Source organism: Variovorax sp. LjRoot290 (assembly GCF_964253985.1).
Lineage (GTDB): Bacteria > Pseudomonadota > Gammaproteobacteria > Burkholderiales > Burkholderiaceae_C > Variovorax.
Window position 1 is genome coordinate 4,714,439 of the sequence record NZ_CAXURW020000001.1, and the last position, 20,231, is coordinate 4,734,669.

Consider the following 20,231-nt stretch of genomic DNA (forward strand, 5'->3'; position numbering starts at 1 on the left):
AAAGGATGTCGCGTCACACCTCGGAAGGGATGTCACGTCACACCTCGGTGTGAGGGGCTGGTCGCTCAGGAGCGCTGGTAGCCGGAACTGCTGCCGAACAGTTTGGCGCGTTGCGACCAGTCATGGGTCTCGGACCAAAGCGCAAGAACCTCCGGTGCCTCGTCGGCGAAGCTCTGCAGCCGAGCTGGGTCGTGGCACGTGCGTGCGGTCAGCTCTAGTCGGTGCCCTGAGGGATCGAAGAAGTAGATCGAGGTGATGAAGTCATCATGATTTGTCGGCCCTACGACCTTCAATCCCTTCGCCTGCAAATCCTCCTTTGCACGCATCAGGACCTCCACGCTCTCTACCTCGAAGGCGAAGTGCTGAATCCAGTCTGGGGAAGCCATGTCCTTGATCTCACCCGGGTCCTTAGGGCACTCAAAGAAAGCGATGGAACTGCCATCCTCGAGCTCGAAGAAGATGTGCACGTGGGGGCTGTATTTCCCCGTTGACGGCACATGGTCCTCACCCATGGCATGGGCGAACTTCAGACCCAGCATCTCGGTGTAGAACTTGGTGGTCTCGTCCGCGTCCTTGCAACGGTAGGCGGCGTGGTGCAGTTTCTTGCAAAGCATGTTTGAACTCCTGATGACGGAGGCTGGAAGAGCTTCAGTGGCTCAGTCCTGCCATGTGGGGGTGAAGAAGGAGGCGGGAATGAGAAGTCGCGACTCTTGGCGCACGAGCAGTGGCAGCATCTTCTGTACGTAGGCTTTGAACTGTGGGTCTGCAAGCAGCGCGGCGCGGCGCTGCCCGCGTTCCGACAGATCGACATAGGCCCACAGGTGAACCACCTGATTCAGTTCACCGATTTCGGAGCGGTAATAGCCCACCATGCGCCCGAGGATGCGGCGCTGCACGGCGAGGCCTTCCGTCTCATACAGCGCAAGATACTCCCGTACCTTGCCGGGATGCGTTGTGTAGGTGCGTTGCTCGACCAGCATGGCGCGTCAGGCCTTCTGGATGCGCTGTTCGATGGCGCCGAAGATCGTTTGGCCCGCGCCATCCAACATCTCGATGCGCACCGTGTCGCCAAACCTGAACCAGGGTGTGCTGGCCTGCCCGTGCCTGAGCTCCTCGTCAGCGCGCGCTTCAGCGATGCATGCGTACCCGGCTTCTGGATCGAGGTTCGATACGGCACCGGCCCCGATGATGGTGCCGGCGCTCAGCGAGCGCGTGCGCGCCGCATGGGCGATCAGCTGCGGATAGTCGAAAAACATATCTCGCCCGGTGTTGGCACGACCCATCGCGCGTCCGTTGATGAAGGACAGGATTGGGAGGCTGAGCTTTCGCCCATCCCAAGCGTCGCCCAGCTCCTCCGGCGTCACGGCAACAGGCGAGAACGAGCTCGTGGGCTTGGCTTGCACGAAGCCGAACTGCTTCGGCAACTCGCTTCGTGTCAGGGTGCGAAGGGTGAAGTCGTTGAGCAGCATCACCAGCTTGATGTGGGACGCGCCTTCGTCAGCGGTCGTCCCCATGGGCACGTCATCAACCACCACCGCGACCTCGGCCTCGTAGTCAATGCCCAGGCTTTCATCGGGTAGGCGCATCGGGTCGCGCGGGCCGTCGAAGCGGTCCGACAGGCCCTGATACATCAGCGGATCGGTCTTGTAGTTCGGCGGCATGTCAGCGCCGCGCGCTTTGCGCGCCTTCTCCATGTGATGGAGGTACACGGACCCGTCCAGGAACTGATAGCTCCGAGGAAGTGGGCTGGCCAGCGCGTCGATGTTCAGATCGAACACATCGGTGAGCTCCCCCTGCTCAAGGCGCTCATGCAACTCCTGCAGCTGAGGCGCAACGGTCGCCCAACGCTCAAGGGCGTACTGAAGCGTTGGGGCAATCTCCCGCGCCGACGCGGCTCGGGTCAGGGCCTTGTTGACGACGATCAGGGTGCCGTCGCGGCCTCCGCGCTTCAGGGTGGCGAGTTTCATGTTTGACGCTCCATGTCTTTCCTAGGGCCGCCAGCAAGGCGGTTTGCATTGACGTCAATTCTTGGACTTTGATCGACGCTTCCGCCTAGAATTTCCATTCAATGGAAATGCATGATGTGAAGGCCGGCGCGGCAGGAGCGGCAGGAGCGGCAGGAGCGGGATTGCTACAGCGCTCTGTCGCACTGCTGCGTGTGCTGGCTACAGCGGGCCGGCGGGGTGCGGCGCTGACCGCATTGGCACGCGACACCGGACTCTCCAACAGCACGGTTCACCGGCTGCTCGCCCAACTGATCGCCGAGCGTTTGGCAATGAAGATGGAGGACTCGAAGCGGTACGCGCTGGGTCCATTGGCCTATGAGCTGGGGCTTGCGGCTACCCACCAGTTCGACATTCGGAGCCTATGCCGTCCCTTGATCGAGCAGTTGGCGAGTGAAACCGCAGAGACGGTCTATCTGATCCAGCGCAGTGGAATCGAGGCCGTTTGCATCGACCTGGTCGAAGGGCCTACGCCGGTCAGAGTTGTCACGCTGCATGTGGGCAGCCGCCGTCCGCTCGGCTTAGGGGCCGGCGGACTGGCCATCCTTGCAGCACTGGACGATGACGAGCAGCAGGCCACCTTGGCGCAGGTGCAAGAACGCATCGCCAAGGAGTGGGACTTCCCCGAGCACATCCTGCGCGAATCGCTGCAGACGGCGCGAGAGACTGGGTGCTCCCTGATTCGCAACCGCATTACCCCAGGGGTCACGGCGGTTGGCCGAAGTTTCAGAGACAGTCTTGGCCACGTGCTGGGCGCCATCAGCGTGGCAGGGGTCAATGCCCGTATGACGAAGGCGCGGCAGACTACCCTCATGCAGAGCCTGACGGTAGCGACGCGCGACATCGAGCGCGTACTCAGGGGGCAAAGCTGGGCCCGGTATGTCTAGACTCTCCGAGCGACCAGTATCGGTAGACAAACTCCGTCCCGATGCGCGGCCGGCGCGACACCTGCCACTGAATTCACGAGCGTTGGCGTAGTTGAGTTCGCCGTCGCGTCTCGGCATGGTAGCGACGACTACCGCCTCAAACCGGTACGCTGATCGTACGAAACTGCAAGAAGGCCGATGAACACTGACAAGAACGCGATGGCCCTCTACGTGCGGGTGGTCGAAGCGGGGAGCTTCTCCAAAGCGGCGGCGCGTGAGGGCGTGCCGGTGTCCACGGTCAGTCGCAAGATTGCCGAGTTGGAAAAGGCGCTGGGCGTTCGTTTGCTCGAGCGCTCGACGCGGCAACTGCGCATGACCGAGATCGGCCAGGGCTACTTCGAGTCCTGCCGCCGCGGCCTGACCGAGTTCGAGGCGGCCGATTCGCTGGTGACGCAGCGCCAAGCCGAAATCTCGGGCCGGCTGCGAATCTCGATCCCGCCGAGCATGTCCGACTTGGCGGTCGTTCCGTTGGTCAGCGCCTTCCAGCAGCGCTATCCCAAGGTGACGGTGCATTGCCTGGTCACCGAGCGCTACATCGACTACATCGCCGACGGCATCGACCTTTCGATCCGCGGCGGTCAGCCGAGCAATCGCGACAGCAGCGTCGTCGCCAGCACCGTCGCCGTCCAGCGACCGCGGCTGCTGGCCTCGCCGGACTACCTGGCGCGCATCGAGCCGGTGACGCGACCGGAAGACGTGGCTTCGCATGTACAGCTCGCGTTCGCCCGCTGGGAGCGGCCGCTGGCGTGGACGCTGAGCCGCGAGCACGAGTCGGTGCGCATCGAGCCCGAGCCGCGGCTGGTGATCAACGACTATGCGGGCGTGCTGCAGGGCCTGGTCGGCGGGCGGGGCATCTCGGAGTTGCCCAGCTTTCTGTGCCAGGCGGCGCTGCAGCAAGGCCGGTTGGTGGAGCTGCTGCCCGAGTGGCAGTTCGCCAGCGCCAAGCTGAGCGTCGCGTTCCCCAGCAATAGAAACCTGTCGCCGCTGGTGCGTGCCTTCAAGGACTTTTGCGTGAGCTACTTCGAAGCCCATCCCCTGGCGTGAAGGCAAGCCCGGCACGGCGACCCGGCTGCCAGCTTCTCACTGGCGAGAAAGTGATTTGAGCTCGCACCGGCTAGTGCGACCGAGGCTAGATCCCTATTGTTCATTCCGCGCGAATCGCCGCGTCAACACAAGGATTGAACATGATGAAGACCTCTTGGGCTGTCGCAGCTGCTTGCCTTGCTCTTCAAGCCGTGGCGCCCAGCGCCCAGGCCCAGCCGTCGAGCACGGCGCAGGCCGGCCAGCGGGCCGAAATCGAGCAGTTGCTGAACAGGTACGAGCACGCGCTGAACACCGGCGATGTGAATGCTGCCGTGCAGCTCTACACGGACGATGGCGTGTTCATGGCGCCGGAGAGCCCGACGGCCATCGGCACCAAGGTGCTGCGCGAGGCCTATGCCGGCGTCTTCCAGGCGATCGCGCTGAAGCTGAAGTTCCAGATCGCCGAGGCGAAGCTGCTGTCGCCGGAGTGGGCCATGCTGCGCACGACCTCGAGCGGTACCGTCAAGATCGTTGCCAACGGCGCCGAGATTCCGGGCAGCAACCAGGAGCTGTTCCTGCTGCGCAAGACGGGCGGGCAATGGAAGATCGCCCGCTACAGCTTCTCGTCAGTTCTGCCGCGCGCGAAGTGATCTCGGTTGACCACCATGACCAACGACGCAAGCAAGAAGATCCGCGTCGGCATCATCGGCGCCAGTCCGGTTCGCGGATGGGCGGCGCAGGCGCACATCCCGGCCTTGAAGTCGCTCGCGGACGACTTCGAGATCACCGCGCTGTCCACCAGCCAGCGCGGATCGGCCGATGCGGCCGGCAGGCTCTTCGGTGTATCCGTTCCACGCGCTTCGAGCCGGTACGTTCGGACAGATCGACATCACGCGATACCCGCTGTCAGAGGCGGCCCGCGCGCATGAAGACATTGCCGCTCGTCGTCGCTCGGGCTCGGCCATTCTGGTGCCGTAGCTCACCGCTCATTCGGCGCTCGGAAGTAGCATTCGCCTATTCCCGGCGCGCCTGGCCGATTCGAAGGGCGCCGGAAGCACCCACCCTTCACCGAACGATGCCCCTGCAGGAACGATCCTCCGCCGAAGCGCTCGACGAACGCGTCCCCGGCGAGCTGCTCGCCAGCAGCAAGGGGCGGCCGTGGAAAGACCTGTTGGTGCAGGTCTTCCTTCGCCGGCCCGTCCAGGAGAGCCTGATCATCCCGGCGGTTCCCGAGCCGCTGATCGTGTGGGTGCTGTCGGGAAGCGCTGTCGTCGAGGAGCGCGAACTCGGGGGGCGGTGGATGGCCAGCCGGGTGCGCGCCGGAGACTTCTTCCTGACCACCTCGCCGAAGCCTTGCGAGCTGCGATGGACGACCGAAGGAAAGGAGCCCTTCCAGGTGATGCACATCTACCTGGGATTGGACGTCATGAAACGCGCAGTGCGCGACGTCCACGGCGCAGACCAAGTTGAGCTTGCCCTGAGGGAGGTGTCCGGGGCGAACGATCCAACACTCTCGATGTTTCTCGGGCAGATTCGCAGCGAGCTCATGGCCCACCGTCAGCCGAGCACGCTGATGGTCCAGGGCCTGGCGCAGGGCCTGGCCGTGCACCTGGTTCGCGCCTATCCCGACGCCGGCCGGCGCCCATCCGCCCCACGCGGCGGGCTGCCCGCATTCAAGCTCCATCGCATCATCGCCATGCTCGAAGAGCACCTGGACGAGGAATTCCGCCTGCAGCCCCTGGCACGCGCCGCAGGGCTGAGCGAGTTCCACTTCTGCAGAGCGTTCAAGAAGACCACTGGTTTCTCCCCCTCCCGATACTTCATTCGCCTGCGCGTCGACAGGGCACGCCGCCTTCTTCGCGAGACCGGCAAGCCGGTGATCGAGGTGGGACTCGATGTGGGCTACGCCAGTCCGAGCCACTTCGCACAGGTATTCAAGCGCGAAGTCGGCGTCGCGCCGAGCGAGTACCGCGGGCAAGCCTGACTGCCGCTGCTCCGACAGCAAAACCCCGACAGGGTCCGCAACGCAGCGAGCGCTCGAAAAGCGCATCGCCGCGACCATTCATCCCGTGCCCGGCGAAGTTCAACGCTTCTCAACAGCTTGATCGTTGAGGCACGCAAACCTCAACTTTGATGAATGGAAAAGGAACTGTCATGGAACTCAATGGAAAAGTTGCACTGGTGTCTGGCGCCTCGAGCGGCATCGGCGCCGCAACCGCGCGCAAGCTGGCGGCCAACGGCGTGAAGGTGGGCGTTGCCGCTCGCCGTCTGGACCGTCTGGAGCAACTCGTTGCCGAGATCCGCGCTGCAGGTGGCGAGGCCGTGGCGATCGCCATGGACGTCACCGATCCTGCGGCAGTCGCCGCCGGCGTCAAGAAGCTGGCCGACACCTATGGTGCGATCGACATCGCGTTCAACAACGCCGGCCTGATGCCGATCTCGGACGTCGAGAGCCTGAAGACGGACGAATGGCACCGCATGATGGACGTCAACGTCAAGGGCCTGCTGAACACGACGGCAGAGGTCCTGCCGTACATGAAGAAGCAGGGTGGCGGGCACATCGTCAACACCTCGTCGATCGCCGGGCGCAAGGTGTTCCCGGGCCTGTCGGTGTACTGCTCCAGCAAGCACGCGGTGACCGCGTTCTCGGAGGGTCTGCGGCTGGAGGTTGCGCCCAAGCACAACATCCGCGTCACCTGCATTCAACCGGGCGCGGTCGAGTCCGAGCTGTTCGAGCACATCTCCGACGAGAAGTACCGCGAGCAGATGGAGCAGCTGAAGGACCAGATGACCTTCCTCAAGGCCGAGGACATCGCCGACACGATCCTGTTCGCGCTGAAGGCGCCGAAGCACGTGAATGTGGCGGAGGTCTTCGTGCTGCCCACCACGCAACCCTGGTAAGCCCGCCGGCCAGCCCTGCCACCGCTGGATTCATCCGCGGCAGCAGGCTGGCCGACAGCAATCCACCCCTGCGGTGCTCGCAACACCGGGCATTCCGCCACTGAGGACGAACCGTGAAGATCACCGGCTACATCAACCTTTATCGCAGCGGCTGGTTTCACCGCCAAGGAAAACCGGGCGCCTTCGATCTGCATGCGGGCGACGTCTATCCGACGCTCGAATCCGCACTGCGCGACATCGAACCGCGCACGCACTATCTCGCCACGGTGCCCGTGTGCTGGCAATCCGACCAGGACATGGCCCCCAACCCCGCCACCTCGGCGCCAGTCCCGCTTTCGGTCAGCCGAGCCGCATTCCGGGCTGCCAAGACCACCGCTTCGATGCGCGGCAAGGCCGCTGTCGCCGGCTTTCACGGGCGAGGCTCGCACTGGCGAGGATTAGGCAAGGATGCGCCCGAATTGGCATACCACTCCCCCGCCCCTCGTTCCTAGACTTCATCTCATCCCTGCAACAGCGCAAGGATTCAACCCACCACCCTAGGAGCAGTCATGTCTGGAATTGAAGGAAAAGTCGTCGTCATCACGGGCGCCAGCAGCGGAATCGGCGAGGCCACCGCGCGTTTGCTGTCCGAGCGCGGCGCTCGCGTCGTGCTGGGCGCTCGCCGAACCGAAAAGCTGGAATCCATCGCCGGGGCGATCACCCGCGAAGGCGGACAGGCCCGCTTTCGCGCTGTCGACGTGACGAAGCGCGAGGACGTCGATTCGTTCGTTGAATTCGCCGCGCGCGAATTCGGCCGCGTCGATGTCATCGTGAACAACGCGGGGGTCATGCCGCTGTCGCCCCTGGAAGAGACCAAGGTCAACGAATGGGACCGGATGATCGACGTGAACATCCGCGGCGTCCTGCATGGCATCGCCGCGGGCCTGCCCCGGATGCGGGCGCAAGGCAGCGGACAGTTCATCAACATGGCTTCGATCGGGGCGCACACGGTGTCTCCGACGGCCGCGGTGTACTGCGCGACCAAGTTCGCCGTGCGGGCGATCTCGGAGGGCCTTCGCCAGGAGGTCGGTGGTGACATCCGCGTTACGTTGGTTTCCCCTGGCGTCACCGAGTCGGAGCTCGCCGAGAGCATCTCGGACGCGAGCGCGCGCGAAGTCATGCGCGGCTACAGGCAGATCTCGATCTCGCCCTATGCGATCGCGAGAGCCGTGGCCTTCGCCATCGACCAACCCGACGACGTCGACACCAGCGAGATCATCGTTCGGCCAACGGCAAGTCCCTATTGAACTTGCTCGGCCGCCCGCCGCATTTCAACTTGCTCCGCCATTGTTGCGTTGACATCTGTTCGGATGCTCGAAGGCAAGTGACGAGCTGATCACAAAGGAATCTCGATGACCAACGACAACGGCAAGACCGCATCGGACAACGATGCGCCGCGTTCCGATGATGCAGAAGCGCGCCACGCGCGGGGCCTGGCCATTCTTCGGCAGATCGGCGGGCCCGAGTACGACGGCCCCATCGGCCGCCTTGGACGCGTGTCGCCGGACATGGCGCGCTTCACTGTCGACTATCCCTACGGCGACGTTCTCTCGCGCCCCGGGCTCGATCTTCGGCTTCGACAGCTCTGCAACGTGGGCTCGCTCATCGCCCAGGGATCCGTTCAGCCTCAGCTGCGATTTCACATGGAAGGTCTGCTGAACGTCGGAGGCAGCGCTCAGGATCTCGTGGAAGTCATGTTCATCGCCACGGCGATCCTTGGTTTTCCGGCGGCGATCAACACGATCGGGATCGTTCGCCAGATCCTTGCGGATCGGTCCATCCCGTTCTCTCCGATGCTGCCGGAACCCGATGCGGGCAGCAGCCGGTACGCGCGCGGTCTCAAGGCGTTCGGCGAGCTCATGCAAGGTCCGCCCTCGGACTATCTTGCGTCGTTCGAGGCCATCTCGCCCGAACTGGCGCAATGGTCGATCGAGTTCGCCTTTGGAGATGTGCTGGCGCGCGGCGGGCTCGAGAACAAGACCAAGCATCTCGTCATCGCGACCATGCTGGCAACGGTCGGCAACCGCCAGGATGCGTTGCGCCTCCATCTCGAGAGCGCCCTCAAGGTCGGCACCACAAAGGACGAAATCATCGAAGCGCTGATCCAGGTCAGCGTCTATGCCGGCTTCCCTGCCGCGCTGAACGCATTCGGTGTCGCCGCACAAGCATTCGAGGAGCGTGACGAGGTGCCCGCTGTCGGTTCTGCCGTTCCGGGCCTGAAGCCCAGCGCGGAGAACGGGGCCCGGAGAAGGGAGCGCGGGCTTGCCGCGCTCGCCGCGACCTCGGGTGGATCAGGCGAAGCCGTTGTCCGCAGCTTCGAGGACGTGGCGCCCGAGATCGGCCAGATGATCGTCGAGCATTCCTATGGCGACATCTTCTGTCGTCCCGGACTCGACCCCAAGACGCGTGAGCTGACGGCCTGCGCCGCGCTGGCAGGTCGCGCGACCCAGACGACGGAAACGCCCTTGCGTGTGCACATCAATGCTGCGCTCAACGTCGGCGCCAGCCGCGAGGAAATCGTCGAGACGCTCCTGAACATGGTGGCTTACTTCGGCTTTCCGGCGGTGCAAGGCGCGATGCGGATTGCGGGCGAGGAATTCCAGAAGCGTGGACTGTGACCATGGATGAGCGAGCCGCATTCCTGTGAAAGAATCCAGTTCTCATCCGCGAACTTCAGCCTCACGTTGAAATCTGCCCTCCTGTTCCGCGCCAATGAAGTCTGAGACACGGACGTGGGGCAGTGCCGGGCCAGGTTTCGCTGCGAAAGTCTGGGACAGGCTTTGCCATTCGACGCCCCGGATGCCGAGGTGTGCACCAATGTTTGAGACAAGCCGAGCCAGAGAGCGGATTGTCCGCAGGCTGGAAGCAGACTTTCAACGTTTGACATGAGGGGACGTCCACAAGTGGGCGATGAACGAAGCCCGCTTGTGGACGTCCCCTCGATAAAGGGTTAGGCCTCGGGTTCGTTGCAAACCACTTCGATGTTGTGCCCGTCCGGACCAATGACGAAAGCTGCAAAGTAGTTCGCGTGGTAGTGCGGGCGCAGACCAGGCGCACCATGGTCCTTGCCACCCGCCTCCAGAGCCGCGCGATAGAAAGCTTCGACTTGCTGGCGATTCTCGGCCGTGAACGCCAGGTGAAGATGCGCCGGCTTCTCCTCGGTTTGGTACAGGCACAATGAAGCCTTACCCTTTGGGCTAAGCTCGACACCGTACGTCGGGGGCCCCTCCGAGACAACAGCTACGCCGAGCGGTTCGAGTGCCTTGAGGAAGAACGCTTTGCTCGCTGCATAATCGCTGACTCCGAATTTGACGTGGTCAAACATGAGTTCTCCTGAAGTGTGTGGGCCTGCCTGACGGAGAGGCAACCGGAGCATGCCGCCAGCAAAGCGGTCCTTCGCTGCGGCTCGATGTCTCAGACTTTAATGCCGCGTCTCAGACTTTAATGGCATGTCTCAGACATTAATGGCAAGGAACACACAGCAGCAGCAGCAGCAGCAGCAGCAGTTGAAGGCTTGGAATAAAGATCGTCGAGACCCGTCCCGACACGTACTTTGACCGAAAGTTCGTCGAGAACTACGCGAGGCGCGGGAGATCGATGGTTGTCAATCCTGGAAAGTCAGTCGGGGATAGTGGTAGCTTGTCGAGGTTCGCACATGCATCTAGTCTCGCTTAAAGACATGGCGACAACCAAAGCCTTGCCAGATGAAGTAGCGGCGGGGCACGCTCGGCGATGTACCCGGACTTCGAAGGCCCGGCGGAATTCGCCCAGCGCGTGCAGGCCGACGTGACACGCCTGCGCGAGGTGATCCGGCAAGAAGGCATCAAGGCCGATTGATCGGGGCCGGCCCCGGCACCCCCCGCGCGCGAGCATGGAGCCGCCGGCGGCCAGCGGACGGCGACTGCTACTTGGCCGGGCGCACGGCCTCGACCTCAATCTCGACCAGGTAGGCCGGGTTGGCCAGCGCCGCCACCTGGAAGGCCGAGCGCACGGGCAAGTTAGGCTGCGCCGCCGTGCCGAAGAACTGGGTGTAGCCCTCCATGAAACCGGCGAAGTCCATCTTGCCGCCCTTGGCCGGATCGCCCACGAGGAACACCTGCATCTTCACCACGTCCCTGAGCGACAGACCCATGTCGGTCAGCTGCGCCTCGATGGCCTTGAGCACCCCGACGGTCTGGGCTCGCGTGTCGCCGCCATAGGCTGCCGGGTCGGTCGTGGCCTTGGTCTTGTCGACCACTGGCGGCACCTTACCCGACAGGTACACGCGCGTGGCGCCCGCGGGCACTTCGACTGCGGCCGAGATCGGGAAGTTGGAGCCCGGGATCTTGTGGCGGACCACGCTGGCGGAGGAACCCGCCATCGAAGAGGCGCAGCCGGTCAGGGCCACCAGGGCGGCCGCGCCGAGACAGGCAGCGAGCGAATTCATGGGCGACGAAGTCAAGATCTGTTCCTTTCCTTGGGACATGGGTTCAGCGAGGCTACTTGGCAACCGGCCGCATGGCAGTCACGGACTGGGCGGTGACTGCATCGGCGTACTGGTTGCCGAAATGGGTCCGCACGTAGTTGACCACATCAGCGATCTGTTGATCGTTGAGTTGGTGGCCGAAGGGCGGCATGCCGTTCAGGCCATTCATCACCACCAGCACCGGGTAGGCGCCCGCGGCAAATTTCTGGTTGCTGCGCAGGTCGGGGAAGAAGCCGGCGCCGGCGTTGGCGCCCTGGCCGCCCGGCATGTGGCAGCCCTGGCAGATGGAGCGATATAGCGTCTCGCCGCCCTGCTGGGTAAAGCGGGCGGGGTTGGTGGAGAAGCTGGCCACGAGCTGCGCGTTGGACAGGGCCGGCGCGGCGTCGGGTGCGGCGGCTGTGCCCTGCGGTGCCGGCCGCTGCTGCGCGCAGGCCGCGAGCATCAGGACGGCCACCGCGCCGACGGCGCCGATCAATGCGGGTTTGATCATGAGTTACTCCGTGAATCTGGACGATGGGATAAGGTTCGCCGTTGGGGGTCAGGCCGCCAGCGCCTTGCGGTGCAGGCGCTGGATGGCATCGAGCGAGGACAGGATCGCGCCTTCCATCCACGCCGGGATGTACGAGGCATGCTCGCCGGCCAGCACGATGCGGTCATCGATCTCGCACAGGTTCTTGTAGTGCTGCGCCCGCAGGGCGTCGGTCCACCGGCCGTAGCAGCCGTTGATGAACGGCACGCGGTTCCAGGCCACCGCCACGCCGGTCTTGAACTCCTGCTTGTACTGCGGGTGGATCTGCGACCCCATCTCCAGCGCGGCGCGCACGCGCTCCTCCGGCGACAGGCCCGTCATGCGAAAGGCGTGCACGTTGTCGAACATGTAGCAGCCCAGCAGCACACCCGGGCCCTTGGAAAGGAAGCCGTTGGACGGATAGGAAATGTTGCGGATCGGCAGGTTGGTCTGCGTGATGCCGCCGAAGATCTGCTCGTCCTCTTCCCAGAAGCGGCGTTTGAACTCCAGGCCCACCTTGACCGACGCGCCGTAGGGCACGGCTGAGATGGCCTGCTTCATCGCGTCGCCGACCTGCACCTCGATCTGGCTTAGGATCGACAGCGGGATCGTGCACACGCACCAGTCGGCGCTCGCCTGGCGCGCAGCGCCGCCTCCCTTGGCGTCGACATAGGTGACGGTGACCTTGCTCGCCGACTGCTCGATCTTCGTGATCTTGGTGTTGTAGCGGATCAGCGACTTGAGCTCGCGCTCGAAGGCCTTGCCGATGTTGTCCATGCCGCCCACCGGCTGGAAGATCGCGCTGTGGAACTCGTAGATGTTGCCCAGCGCGACCTGGCCCCACATCTCGGAGCTCAGCACGTCCTTCAGGCCCATGGGCTGCGAGGGCTTGGCCAGCGGCATCAGGCCGCCGCCCGGGTCAATGTCGTAGCCGCGCCGGTCGCTGGAGATCGTGCCGGCAGCGAAGCGGTAGTCCTTGTCCAGCGCACCCCAAGCCTTCAGGCCTTCGAGCAGGCGCTGGCGGTCCTCGCGCGTGACGGACTGGTCCAACGCGCCCTGGTTGGCTGCCTTGGCCAGCAGCTCGGCCACATGGCCATGCACATCGGTCTGGATGTGACGGAAGCGCTGCGGCTTGCCGCCGAAGGCATTGGTGTTGTGGACGTAGGCGTTGTAATTGATCTGGATGAACGGCTCCAGCGCCACGCCCAGCCGCTTGCAGTAGTCCAGAACCGCGTAGTGGTGGTAGGGAATGCGCCAGGGGCCGGGGTTGATGTAGTTGCCTGGGGCGAAGTCCACGTTCTGCGTGAAGCCGCCCAGCTCGGTGTAGCGGTCGCCGCCGCGCAGCGTCCAGTTGCGCCCGCCCGCGCGGTCGTTGAACTCGAGAATCTGCACCTGGTAGCCGGCCGCGCGCAGCTCATAGGCCGCCGTCATGCCCGCCAGGCCCGCACCCAGCACCAGGACCGTGGCGCCCGGCTTGGCCGGTGACAGTTTCACCGGCCCTCGATAGTCCGATTCGGCGGCGTAGCCCATGGAGCTCATGGCCTGGTACATGGCCGCGCCGCCGGCCACTTTGCCAATCGTCGCGAGCAGGGCCCGCCGACTGAGAAAACTCTGTTCTTCTGGATGCATGGTGAAGTGCTTGGTTGAAGTTGTGATGAGTTTTGAAACCCGCGAAGTCAAAAGCATCTTTCGGGCCTGACACAAGCCGCGTCACCGCGCGGTCAAGAAGACTGCCAAATGGAACAGTGCCGGTACCGGCGCCGGCGCAGGCTGCCTTCAGGCCTTTCGCTGCGCGGACGATGAGTCGCGAAACGGGGCCGATTCCCGGCACCCGACGCATCAGGTCCTCGAAGAGAACGTCGCTGCGGCCGGAATCAATCTCACGCGGGAAGACTTGAAGATGCTGGACGATGCTGCCCCAATGGGCGCCGCGGTCGGCGATCGCTATTCGGCTGGCATGATGGAACAGGTGGGGTACTGGCGACCGCGCGACCAGGGCAAGCGACGATAGACGTCCGCTTTGGGACGTCGAGTTCGGGAGGCACGCCGAACTTGAACCGGCGCCCTATTCCGGGCTCCGATATCGAGCACGAAGACGAGCATCAGATGATGGCTGGATCCTGCCATCCGTTTCGTTCGTCTGGCCTGGCGCACCCTTTCTGTCGTATTGGCGCAAACCCGTCGTGCGGAACTCCAATCGAGTTCTCTCAAAATGACCACAACTCATTGTTTTGGTAAATCTGGGGGGTCTCACGGGGAGAAATTGACCACAACTCTAGTAAACCTGCGACGCTCAGCGTGCCCTGTCTGCGCCTTTGGCAAGTGTTCCGCCGTTTCTCAAACGGTGACCGGCTCGTAGAAGTTGCTGGCCAGATTTAGGCCTTTCCCGACCATCTTTATGGTCATCGACGAACTTTATTCTTCCCAGTCACAGTCGTAATTTTCCTAAGGTTGCGGATATTTTTGACTAAGCAACAGCAGGTTGTGGATATTTTCGAGCCTGCACATAGAAGCATCCTCGCTCCTCCGACATAGCAAGATTGGCTTGGCGGCCACGCTACGCCGCGAGTCGTGTGAACTGCGCTCTCGATAGCAGCCGCTTGAAGTCGCCGTCGAACGTGACCAAATGCTCGCCTTGATGGATGACCGCAGCAGCCAGCCACGCATCCGGTATGTCGTTCGCACCGAGTGCCTTGTCAGCGCACAGCTTGCGGAGCGCAGTCCACTCGGCGCCGAGTGCGGATTGCTCGACACCCGGTGCGGCCAACAGCACGTCCACGAAGCGCAAGGCTTCGGTCGTCGGCGTCGGGTTCACGAATATCTTCGGATGCGTCACAAGCCGCAGAAAGCTCGCGATCACCATCGGCTGCAGCTTCAGTGGCTTTCCTTGAGTTGCGCTGGCGACGGCTGCTTCCAACCAGCTGCGGGCCACTGCATGGTGCGGATGATCGCTACGCGATGCAGCGACCAGCACGTTAACGTCAGGCGTCACTGTCGGCGGCGTCCAACATTGCCTTGTTGCTCAATCCGTCGAGCCCTGAGGCCAGGCCGCCCTTTCCTCGGTAGACGGGAAGGCGCACGGATTTCTTTTGAGGCGGGCATGAGCGCAGGCGCAGTTGGAGCCCTTCTTCAATCAGGCGCGTCAGACTCGTACGCTGCTGCACCGCCAGCGCCTTGGCTTCAGTCAGCAATGTGTCGTTGAGGTTGAGCGTGGTCTTCATGGGCTGGCGAGTCGCAGGACGCGAGTACAGATTTCTGTATTGTAGTGCCGACCCTGGACGATGCCAAGGTCCTTGCCAAAACTGCCCCAGCAAGGGCACCGCCAAAGCCAGCGAAGGCGAAGCCCGCACGAAAGCCGCCGGCGCATGCACGCGCGTCCTGAGCTCGCCCTGGGACAGAGCGCGCGCCCATCACGCTGTTTCCATGGAGACAGTCGCCGGCATCGAGGAACCGCGGCGACTACTACCTACTCAGTACCGGGCGCCACGTCCGCCCCTACTCCACCGTCACACTCTTCGCCAGATTCCGCGGCTTGTCGACATCGGTCCCGCGCGCGCAGGCCGTGTGATAGGCCAGCAGCTGCAGCGGCACCACGTGCAGCATCGGTGACAGCGCGCCGTAGTGCTCGGGCATGCGGATCACGTGCAGGTCTTCGCCGCTCTCGATGTGCGTGTCGCCGTCGGCCAGCACGTAGAGCACGCCGCCGCGCGCGCGCACTTCCTGCAGGTTGCTCTTGAGTTTTTCCAGCAGCGCATCGTTGGGCGCCACGGCCACCACCGGCATCTCGCTGGTGACCAGCGCGAGCGGGCCGTGCTTGAGCTCGCCGGCGGCATAGGCCTCGGCGTGGATGTAGGTCACTTCCTTGAGCTTGAGCGCGCCTTCGAGCGCGATCGGATAGTGCAGCCCGCGGCCGAGGAAGAGCGCGTTCTCCTTGCGCGCAAAGTCTTCGGCCCAGCTGATGATCTGCGGCTCCAGCGCCAGCACCGACTGCAGCGCCACCGGCATGTGCCGCATCTCCTTCAGGTAGCACGCTTCCTCCGCTTCGCTCAAACGACCCTTGGCTTGCGCCAGTGCGAGCGTGAGCAGGAAGAGCCCCGCCAGTTGCGTCGTGAAGGCCTTGGTCGAAGCCACGCCGATCTCGACGCCGGCGCGCGTGATGTAGGCCAGCTTGCATTCGCGCACCATCGCGCTGGTCGCGACGTTGCAGATGGTCAGGGTCTGCTCCATGCCCAGTGAGCGCGCGTGCTTCAGTGCCGCCAGCGTGTCGGCGGTTTCGCCCGACTGGCTGATGGTGACGACCAGCGTCTTCGGGTCCGGTACGGAATCGCGGTAGCGGTACTCGCTCGCGATTTCGACCTGGGTCGGGATCTTCGCGATGCTTTCGAGCCAGTACTTGGCGACGCAACCGCTGTAGTAGCTGGTGCCGCAAGCCAGGATCAACAGCTTGTCGATGTCCTGGAATACGCGCCAGGCAGCGGCGCCCGGCGCGCCATCGCTGCCGGCGCCGTCGAAGAGTTCGGGCACGATGCCCTCGATGCCTTCGAGCGTGTCCGAAATTGCGCGCGGCTGCTCGAAGATTTCCTTCTGCATGTAGTGGCGGTACGGGCCCAGCTCCGCGGCGCCGCTGTGCGCGAGCACGGTGCGCACCGGCCGCGTGACCGGCTTGTGGGCACGGTCGACGATCCAGTACTTGCCCGGCTGGATGTCGACCACATCGCCCTCCTCGAGATAGACGATCTGGTCGGTTACGCCGGCCAGCGCCATCGCGTCACTGGCGAGGAAGTTCTCGCCGTCTTCCTTGCCGGCGCCGAGGATCAGCGGCGAACCGGCGCGCGCGCCGACCACGCGATGCGGCTCGTCGCGGCAGATCGCCGCGATCGCATAGGCGCCCTGCAGTTGCCGCACGCTGGTCTTGACGGCCTCGAACAGATCGCCGTCGTAGTGGCTGTCGATCAGGTGCGCGATGACCTCGGTGTCGGTCTGGCTTGCGAACACATAGCCCTTGGCCTGCAGGGCCGCGCGCAGCGCCTCGTGGTTCTCGATGATGCCGTTGTGCACCAGCGCCACGCGGCCGGGCCGCGCGGATTCCGCGTCGGCGCCGGGCCCATGGCTGAAATGCGGATGCGCGTTATGCACCACCGGCGCACCGTGCGTGGCCCAGCGCGTGTGGGCGATGCCGGTCGTGCCCTCGATATGGTCGTCGCGCACCTGGGCCAGCAGGTCGGCCACGCGCGCCGTGGTGCGGGCGCGCTGCAGGCCCTTCGCATGCACGGCCACGCCGCAGGAGTCGTAGCCGCGGTATTCAAGGCGCTGCAAGCCTTGCACGAGGACGGGAACGATGTTGCGAGCAGAAACGGCGCCGACGATGCCACACATGGAGAAGCTCCTACGGAATTGAAGTCGGGTGGGATCGTAGGCGTCTTGTCGCGAAACTTGAGATCAATATTCAATTGAATTTGACTGAATATTTCACCACCATTCACGGACAAACTATTATTTCATTATTATCGTCAATGTGAAATCAATCGACATAGATCAAATCGACCTGCAGCTTCTGGATGCCCTGCAGCAGGATGCCTCCCAAAGCAACCAGTCGCTGGCCGAGCGCTTCAACATCTCCGCCCCCACCTGCCTCCGGCGCGTGCGGCGGCTGCGCGAGGCTGGCTGGATCGAGCGCGAGGTCGCGATCCTCAGCACAGAGCGCGTCGGCGCACTGCTCACCGCCGTGATCGAGGTCTCGCTGGATCGCCAGGACGCCGCTGCCCTCGACGCGTTCGAAGCACGCGTGACGCCGGACGATGCCGTGCAGCAGTGCTACCGGGTTTCGCCGGGGCCGGATTTCGTGTTGATTGCCACCGTGCGCGACATGCCCGGCTACCAAGCGCTCGCGCAGCGCCTCTTCACCATCGATGCCAATGTGCGCAACGTGAAGGCCTTCTTCAGCTTGAAGCGGGCGAAATTCACTTCGCGCGTGCCTCTGCCGATCAGTCCTTCGGCGGCTTCGTCGGGCGCTGCCAGTTCGCGAAGCTGACCTGCCGCGCGCGCGCCACCGTCAAGGCGCCCGGCTCGGTGCTCTTGGTCACGGTCGAGCCGCCGCCCACCGTGCCGCCGGCGCCGATCGTGACCGGCGCCACCAGCACGCAGTTGCTCCCCACGTGCACGTCGTCGCCGATCACCGTGCGGTGCTTGTTGGCGCCGTCGTAGTTGGCCGTGATGCTGCCGGCACCGTAGTTGACGCGCGCGCCGACCGTGGCGTCGCCCAGGTAGGCCAGGTGGTTGGCCTTGGCACCGGCAGCCAGGGTCGAGTTCTTCACTTCGACGAAGTTGCCAATGTGCACTTCGGCGCCCAGGCGGGCCCCGGGCCGCAGCCGCGCGAAGGGGCCGATGCGCGAACCCTCGCCGACCGTCACGCCGGCCTTCTCGCCGTCGATGTGGGTGAAGGGATGGATCACCGCGCCGGTCTCGATGCGCGCGTTGGCGATCACGCAATTGGCACCCACGCGCACGCCCGCCCCCAGCGACACCGCGCCTTCGAAGACGCAGTTGACGTCGATCTCCACATCCGATTCGCAAGCCAGGGTGCCGCGCAGGTCGAAGCGCGCCGGGTCCGCGAGCCGCACGCCCTGCGCCATCAGCGCATCGGCCTGGCGAAGCTGATAGGCCCGCTCGAGCGCGGCAAGCTGCGCCGGGCTGTTGACACCGGCCACCTGCAACGCGTCGTCGGTACGGTGCGCGACCACGGGCACGCCATCGATGGTGGCGAAGCCGACCACGTCGGTCAGGTAGTACTCCCCCTGCGCGTTCTTGTTGTCCAGGCGTGCGAGCCAGGTCTTCAGCAGCTGGGCCGGCACCGCCATCACGCCGCTGTAGATCTCGCGGATCGCGCGCTGCGCCTCGTTCGCGTCCTTCTCTTCGACGATCGCCAGGACTTCGCCGTCGCCGTCCTGGGCCGCAGGGGCCCGCACGATGCGGCCGTAGCCGGTCGGATCGTCGACCCGGATCGTGAGCAGCGCGAGCCGGCGCCCGCCGCTTTGCGCCACCAGCGCGCGCAGGGTGGCCTCGCCGATCAGCGGCACGTCGCCCGACAGCACCACCACCGTGCCGTCGTCGGGCAGGAGCGGTGCGGCCTGCTGCATCGCGTGGCCGGTGCCGAGCTGCGGCACCTGGCGCGCGAACAGGGGCACCCTGCCGCTCGCGCCGCTTTCTAGCGCGGCTTCGACATCGGTCGCGCCATGCCCCGTCACGACCACCACGTGGCGCGCGCCGATGCGCTGGGCGGTGTCGACCACGTGCGAGACGAGTGCGCGCCCGCCCAATCGATGCAACACTTTGGGCAAGCTGCTCTTCATGCGCGTGCCCTTTCCGGCCGCCATGATGACGACGTCGACCGGTTCCTGGTTGTCCTGCGGAGTCTTGTTCATGCCTCTTTCCCGAATGCGGATGCGTTGCGCAAAGCTGGCGCGAATTATCGGCGTGCTGCTCGTCGCCTCCGCGCTGGCCGCCTGCAGCGCGATCAAGCTGGCCTACAACAACCTGCCCGCATTCAGCTACTGGTGGCTCGACGGCTACCTCGACTTCGACGGCGCGCAGTCGCCGCGCGTGCGCGACGAGCTCGTGCAGCTCCTGGCCTGGCATCGCCAAAACGAGTTGCCGAAGATCGTCGCGCTGCTGCAGAAGGCCCAGGCCCTCGCGCCCGGCGATTTCACGCCGGCGCAGGCCTGCGAGATGGGCGATGAGGTCCGAGCGCGCATGGTGGCAGTGGCGGAGCATGCCGAGCCCGCCGGCGCCGATCTCGCCCTGCGCCTGGGCGACGCGCAGTTGCAGCAGCTCGAGCGCAAGTACGCCAAGATCAATGCCGACTACGGCAAGGACTGGCTCGAACGCAGCCCCGCCCGCTGGCAGGAGAAGCGCTACGAGCTGCTTCTGGATCGCAACGAGGACTTCTATGGCCGGCTCGATCCGTCCCAGCGCGAGCTGCTGAGGCAGCAGGTGGCGCAGTCGGCGTTCGATCCGCGCTTCATCGACAGCCAGCGCAGGAAGCGCCAGCAGGAGACGCTTGCCCTGTTGCGCCGCTTCCAGGCCGAGAAGACGCCGCCGGCCGAAGCGCGCGCAGCCATCCATGCCTACGTGCAGCGCATCGCCGACCCACCGCCCGGGCCGGCTCGCGACCGGCAACGGGCGCTGCTGCAGGAGGGCTGCCGCAACATGGCGGCGCTGCACGAGCGCACCAGCGCGTCCCAGCGCGAGCAGGCGGCACGGCGGCTCAAGGCCTACGAACGCGACCTGGTCGAGCTGATGGCCGCGCCGTGATGTCTTGCCGCATCGACCTATAGAACATTTGTTTACACTCGAGCGCGATCAACTGC

General features: G+C 64.5%; 22 protein-coding genes. 11 read left to right on the forward strand and 11 right to left on the reverse strand.

What is annotated here, in order from left to right; translation table 11 throughout:
- Positions 1-65: 65 nt before the first annotated feature.
- From ACSQ9A_RS23380 to ACSQ9A_RS23390, 3 genes are read right to left on the reverse strand one after another with little or no spacing between them, the layout of a single operon-like run.
- Entirely contained in the window at positions 66-614 is a 549-nt protein-coding gene (locus tag ACSQ9A_RS23380; protein WP_436305374.1) for a VOC family protein, read from the reverse strand.
- A gap of 42 nt (positions 615-656) precedes the next feature.
- The gene (locus ACSQ9A_RS23385) at positions 657-980 is read right to left on the reverse strand and encodes an NIPSNAP family protein (RefSeq protein WP_436305375.1); all 324 of its coding nucleotides are present in this window, start codon (positions 978-980) and stop codon (positions 657-659) included.
- Positions 981-986: 6 nt separating this feature from the next.
- Positions 987-1,967, reverse strand: coding sequence for a fumarylacetoacetate hydrolase family protein (locus tag ACSQ9A_RS23390; RefSeq protein ID WP_436305376.1), 981 nt, complete (start codon positions 1,965-1,967; stop codon positions 987-989).
- 101 nt (positions 1,968-2,068) lie between these two features.
- Between ACSQ9A_RS23390 and ACSQ9A_RS23395 the strand changes: the two genes are divergently transcribed.
- From ACSQ9A_RS23395 to ACSQ9A_RS23435, 9 genes are all read left to right on the forward strand, one after another.
- A complete protein-coding gene (locus ACSQ9A_RS23395; RefSeq protein ID WP_436305377.1) occupies positions 2,069-2,890 on the forward strand; it encodes an IclR family transcriptional regulator in 822 nt (273 codons plus the stop codon).
- Between the two features lie 177 nt (positions 2,891-3,067).
- Positions 3,068-3,973, forward strand: coding sequence for a LysR substrate-binding domain-containing protein (locus ACSQ9A_RS23400; protein WP_436305378.1), 906 nt, complete (start codon positions 3,068-3,070; stop codon positions 3,971-3,973).
- Positions 3,974-4,116: 143 nt separating this feature from the next.
- Positions 4,117-4,602, forward strand: a complete 486-nt coding sequence (locus tag ACSQ9A_RS23405; RefSeq protein ID WP_436305379.1) for a YybH family protein — start codon at positions 4,117-4,119, stop codon at positions 4,600-4,602.
- Between the two features lie 15 nt (positions 4,603-4,617).
- Positions 4,618-4,881: a hypothetical protein gene (locus ACSQ9A_RS23410; RefSeq protein WP_436305380.1), complete on the forward strand. Its 264-nt coding sequence runs from the start codon at positions 4,618-4,620 to the stop codon at positions 4,879-4,881.
- 146 nt (positions 4,882-5,027) lie between these two features.
- Entirely contained in the window at positions 5,028-5,936 is a 909-nt protein-coding gene (locus ACSQ9A_RS23415; protein ID WP_436305381.1) for a helix-turn-helix domain-containing protein, read from the forward strand.
- A gap of 170 nt (positions 5,937-6,106) precedes the next feature.
- Complete coding sequence (locus tag ACSQ9A_RS23420) at positions 6,107-6,853, forward strand: SDR family oxidoreductase (RefSeq protein WP_436305382.1); 747 nt, start codon at positions 6,107-6,109, stop codon at positions 6,851-6,853.
- Positions 6,854-6,966: 113 nt separating this feature from the next.
- A complete protein-coding gene (locus ACSQ9A_RS23425; RefSeq protein ID WP_436305383.1) occupies positions 6,967-7,344 on the forward strand; it encodes a hypothetical protein in 378 nt (125 codons plus the stop codon).
- Positions 7,345-7,401: 57 nt separating this feature from the next.
- Positions 7,402-8,139 (forward strand): SDR family oxidoreductase, encoded by a 738-nt coding sequence (locus ACSQ9A_RS23430; RefSeq protein WP_436305384.1) that lies wholly within the window; start codon positions 7,402-7,404, stop codon positions 8,137-8,139.
- A 261-nt stretch (positions 8,140-8,400) separates the two neighbouring features.
- Positions 8,401-9,510 carry a carboxymuconolactone decarboxylase family protein gene (locus ACSQ9A_RS23435; RefSeq protein ID WP_436306350.1) on the forward strand — a complete coding sequence of 370 codons (1,110 nt, stop codon included), beginning with the start codon at positions 8,401-8,403 and terminating at the stop codon, positions 9,508-9,510.
- A 332-nt stretch (positions 9,511-9,842) separates the two neighbouring features.
- On the opposite strand, the gene ACSQ9A_RS23440 is transcribed toward ACSQ9A_RS23435, so the two are convergent.
- From ACSQ9A_RS23440 to glmS, 7 genes are all read right to left on the reverse strand, one after another.
- Positions 9,843-10,217, reverse strand: coding sequence for a VOC family protein (locus tag ACSQ9A_RS23440; RefSeq protein ID WP_436305385.1), 375 nt, complete (start codon positions 10,215-10,217; stop codon positions 9,843-9,845).
- Between the two features lie 579 nt (positions 10,218-10,796).
- A complete protein-coding gene (locus tag ACSQ9A_RS23445; protein WP_436306351.1) occupies positions 10,797-11,318 on the reverse strand; it encodes a RidA family protein in 522 nt (173 codons plus the stop codon).
- 52 nt (positions 11,319-11,370) lie between these two features.
- Positions 11,371-11,847 (reverse strand): c-type cytochrome, encoded by a 477-nt coding sequence (locus ACSQ9A_RS23450; protein ID WP_436305386.1) that lies wholly within the window; start codon positions 11,845-11,847, stop codon positions 11,371-11,373.
- 48 nt (positions 11,848-11,895) lie between these two features.
- Entirely contained in the window at positions 11,896-13,494 is a 1,599-nt protein-coding gene (locus tag ACSQ9A_RS23455) for a flavin monoamine oxidase family protein (protein WP_436305387.1), read from the reverse strand.
- A 928-nt stretch (positions 13,495-14,422) separates the two neighbouring features.
- On the reverse strand, positions 14,423-14,839 hold the full coding sequence (locus ACSQ9A_RS23460; protein WP_436305388.1) for a TA system VapC family ribonuclease toxin: 417 nt from the start codon (positions 14,837-14,839) through the stop codon (positions 14,423-14,425).
- 7 nt (positions 14,840-14,846) lie between these two features.
- Entirely contained in the window at positions 14,847-15,086 is a 240-nt protein-coding gene (locus tag ACSQ9A_RS23465) for a DUF6364 family protein (RefSeq protein ID WP_436295705.1), read from the reverse strand.
- A 274-nt stretch (positions 15,087-15,360) separates the two neighbouring features.
- On the reverse strand, positions 15,361-17,241 hold the full coding sequence (glmS, locus tag ACSQ9A_RS23470; RefSeq protein ID WP_436305389.1) for a glutamine--fructose-6-phosphate transaminase (isomerizing): 1,881 nt from the start codon (positions 17,239-17,241) through the stop codon (positions 15,361-15,363).
- Positions 17,242-17,380: 139 nt separating this feature from the next.
- Between glmS and ACSQ9A_RS23475 the strand changes: the two genes are divergently transcribed.
- Entirely contained in the window at positions 17,381-17,896 is a 516-nt protein-coding gene (locus ACSQ9A_RS23475) for an Lrp/AsnC family transcriptional regulator (RefSeq protein ID WP_436305390.1), read from the forward strand.
- Here the strand turns inward: ACSQ9A_RS23475 and glmU are convergent.
- On the reverse strand, positions 17,850-19,286 hold the full coding sequence (gene glmU / locus ACSQ9A_RS23480) for a bifunctional UDP-N-acetylglucosamine diphosphorylase/glucosamine-1-phosphate N-acetyltransferase GlmU (RefSeq protein ID WP_436305391.1): 1,437 nt from the start codon (positions 19,284-19,286) through the stop codon (positions 17,850-17,852). The genes ACSQ9A_RS23475 and glmU overlap by 47 nt on opposite strands.
- On the opposite strand from glmU, the gene ACSQ9A_RS23485 reads away from it, so the two are divergent.
- Positions 19,285-20,175: a DUF6279 family lipoprotein gene (locus tag ACSQ9A_RS23485; protein ID WP_436305392.1), complete on the forward strand. Its 891-nt coding sequence runs from the start codon at positions 19,285-19,287 to the stop codon at positions 20,173-20,175. The genes glmU and ACSQ9A_RS23485 overlap by 2 nt on opposite strands.
- Positions 20,176-20,231: the final 56 nt, after the last annotated feature.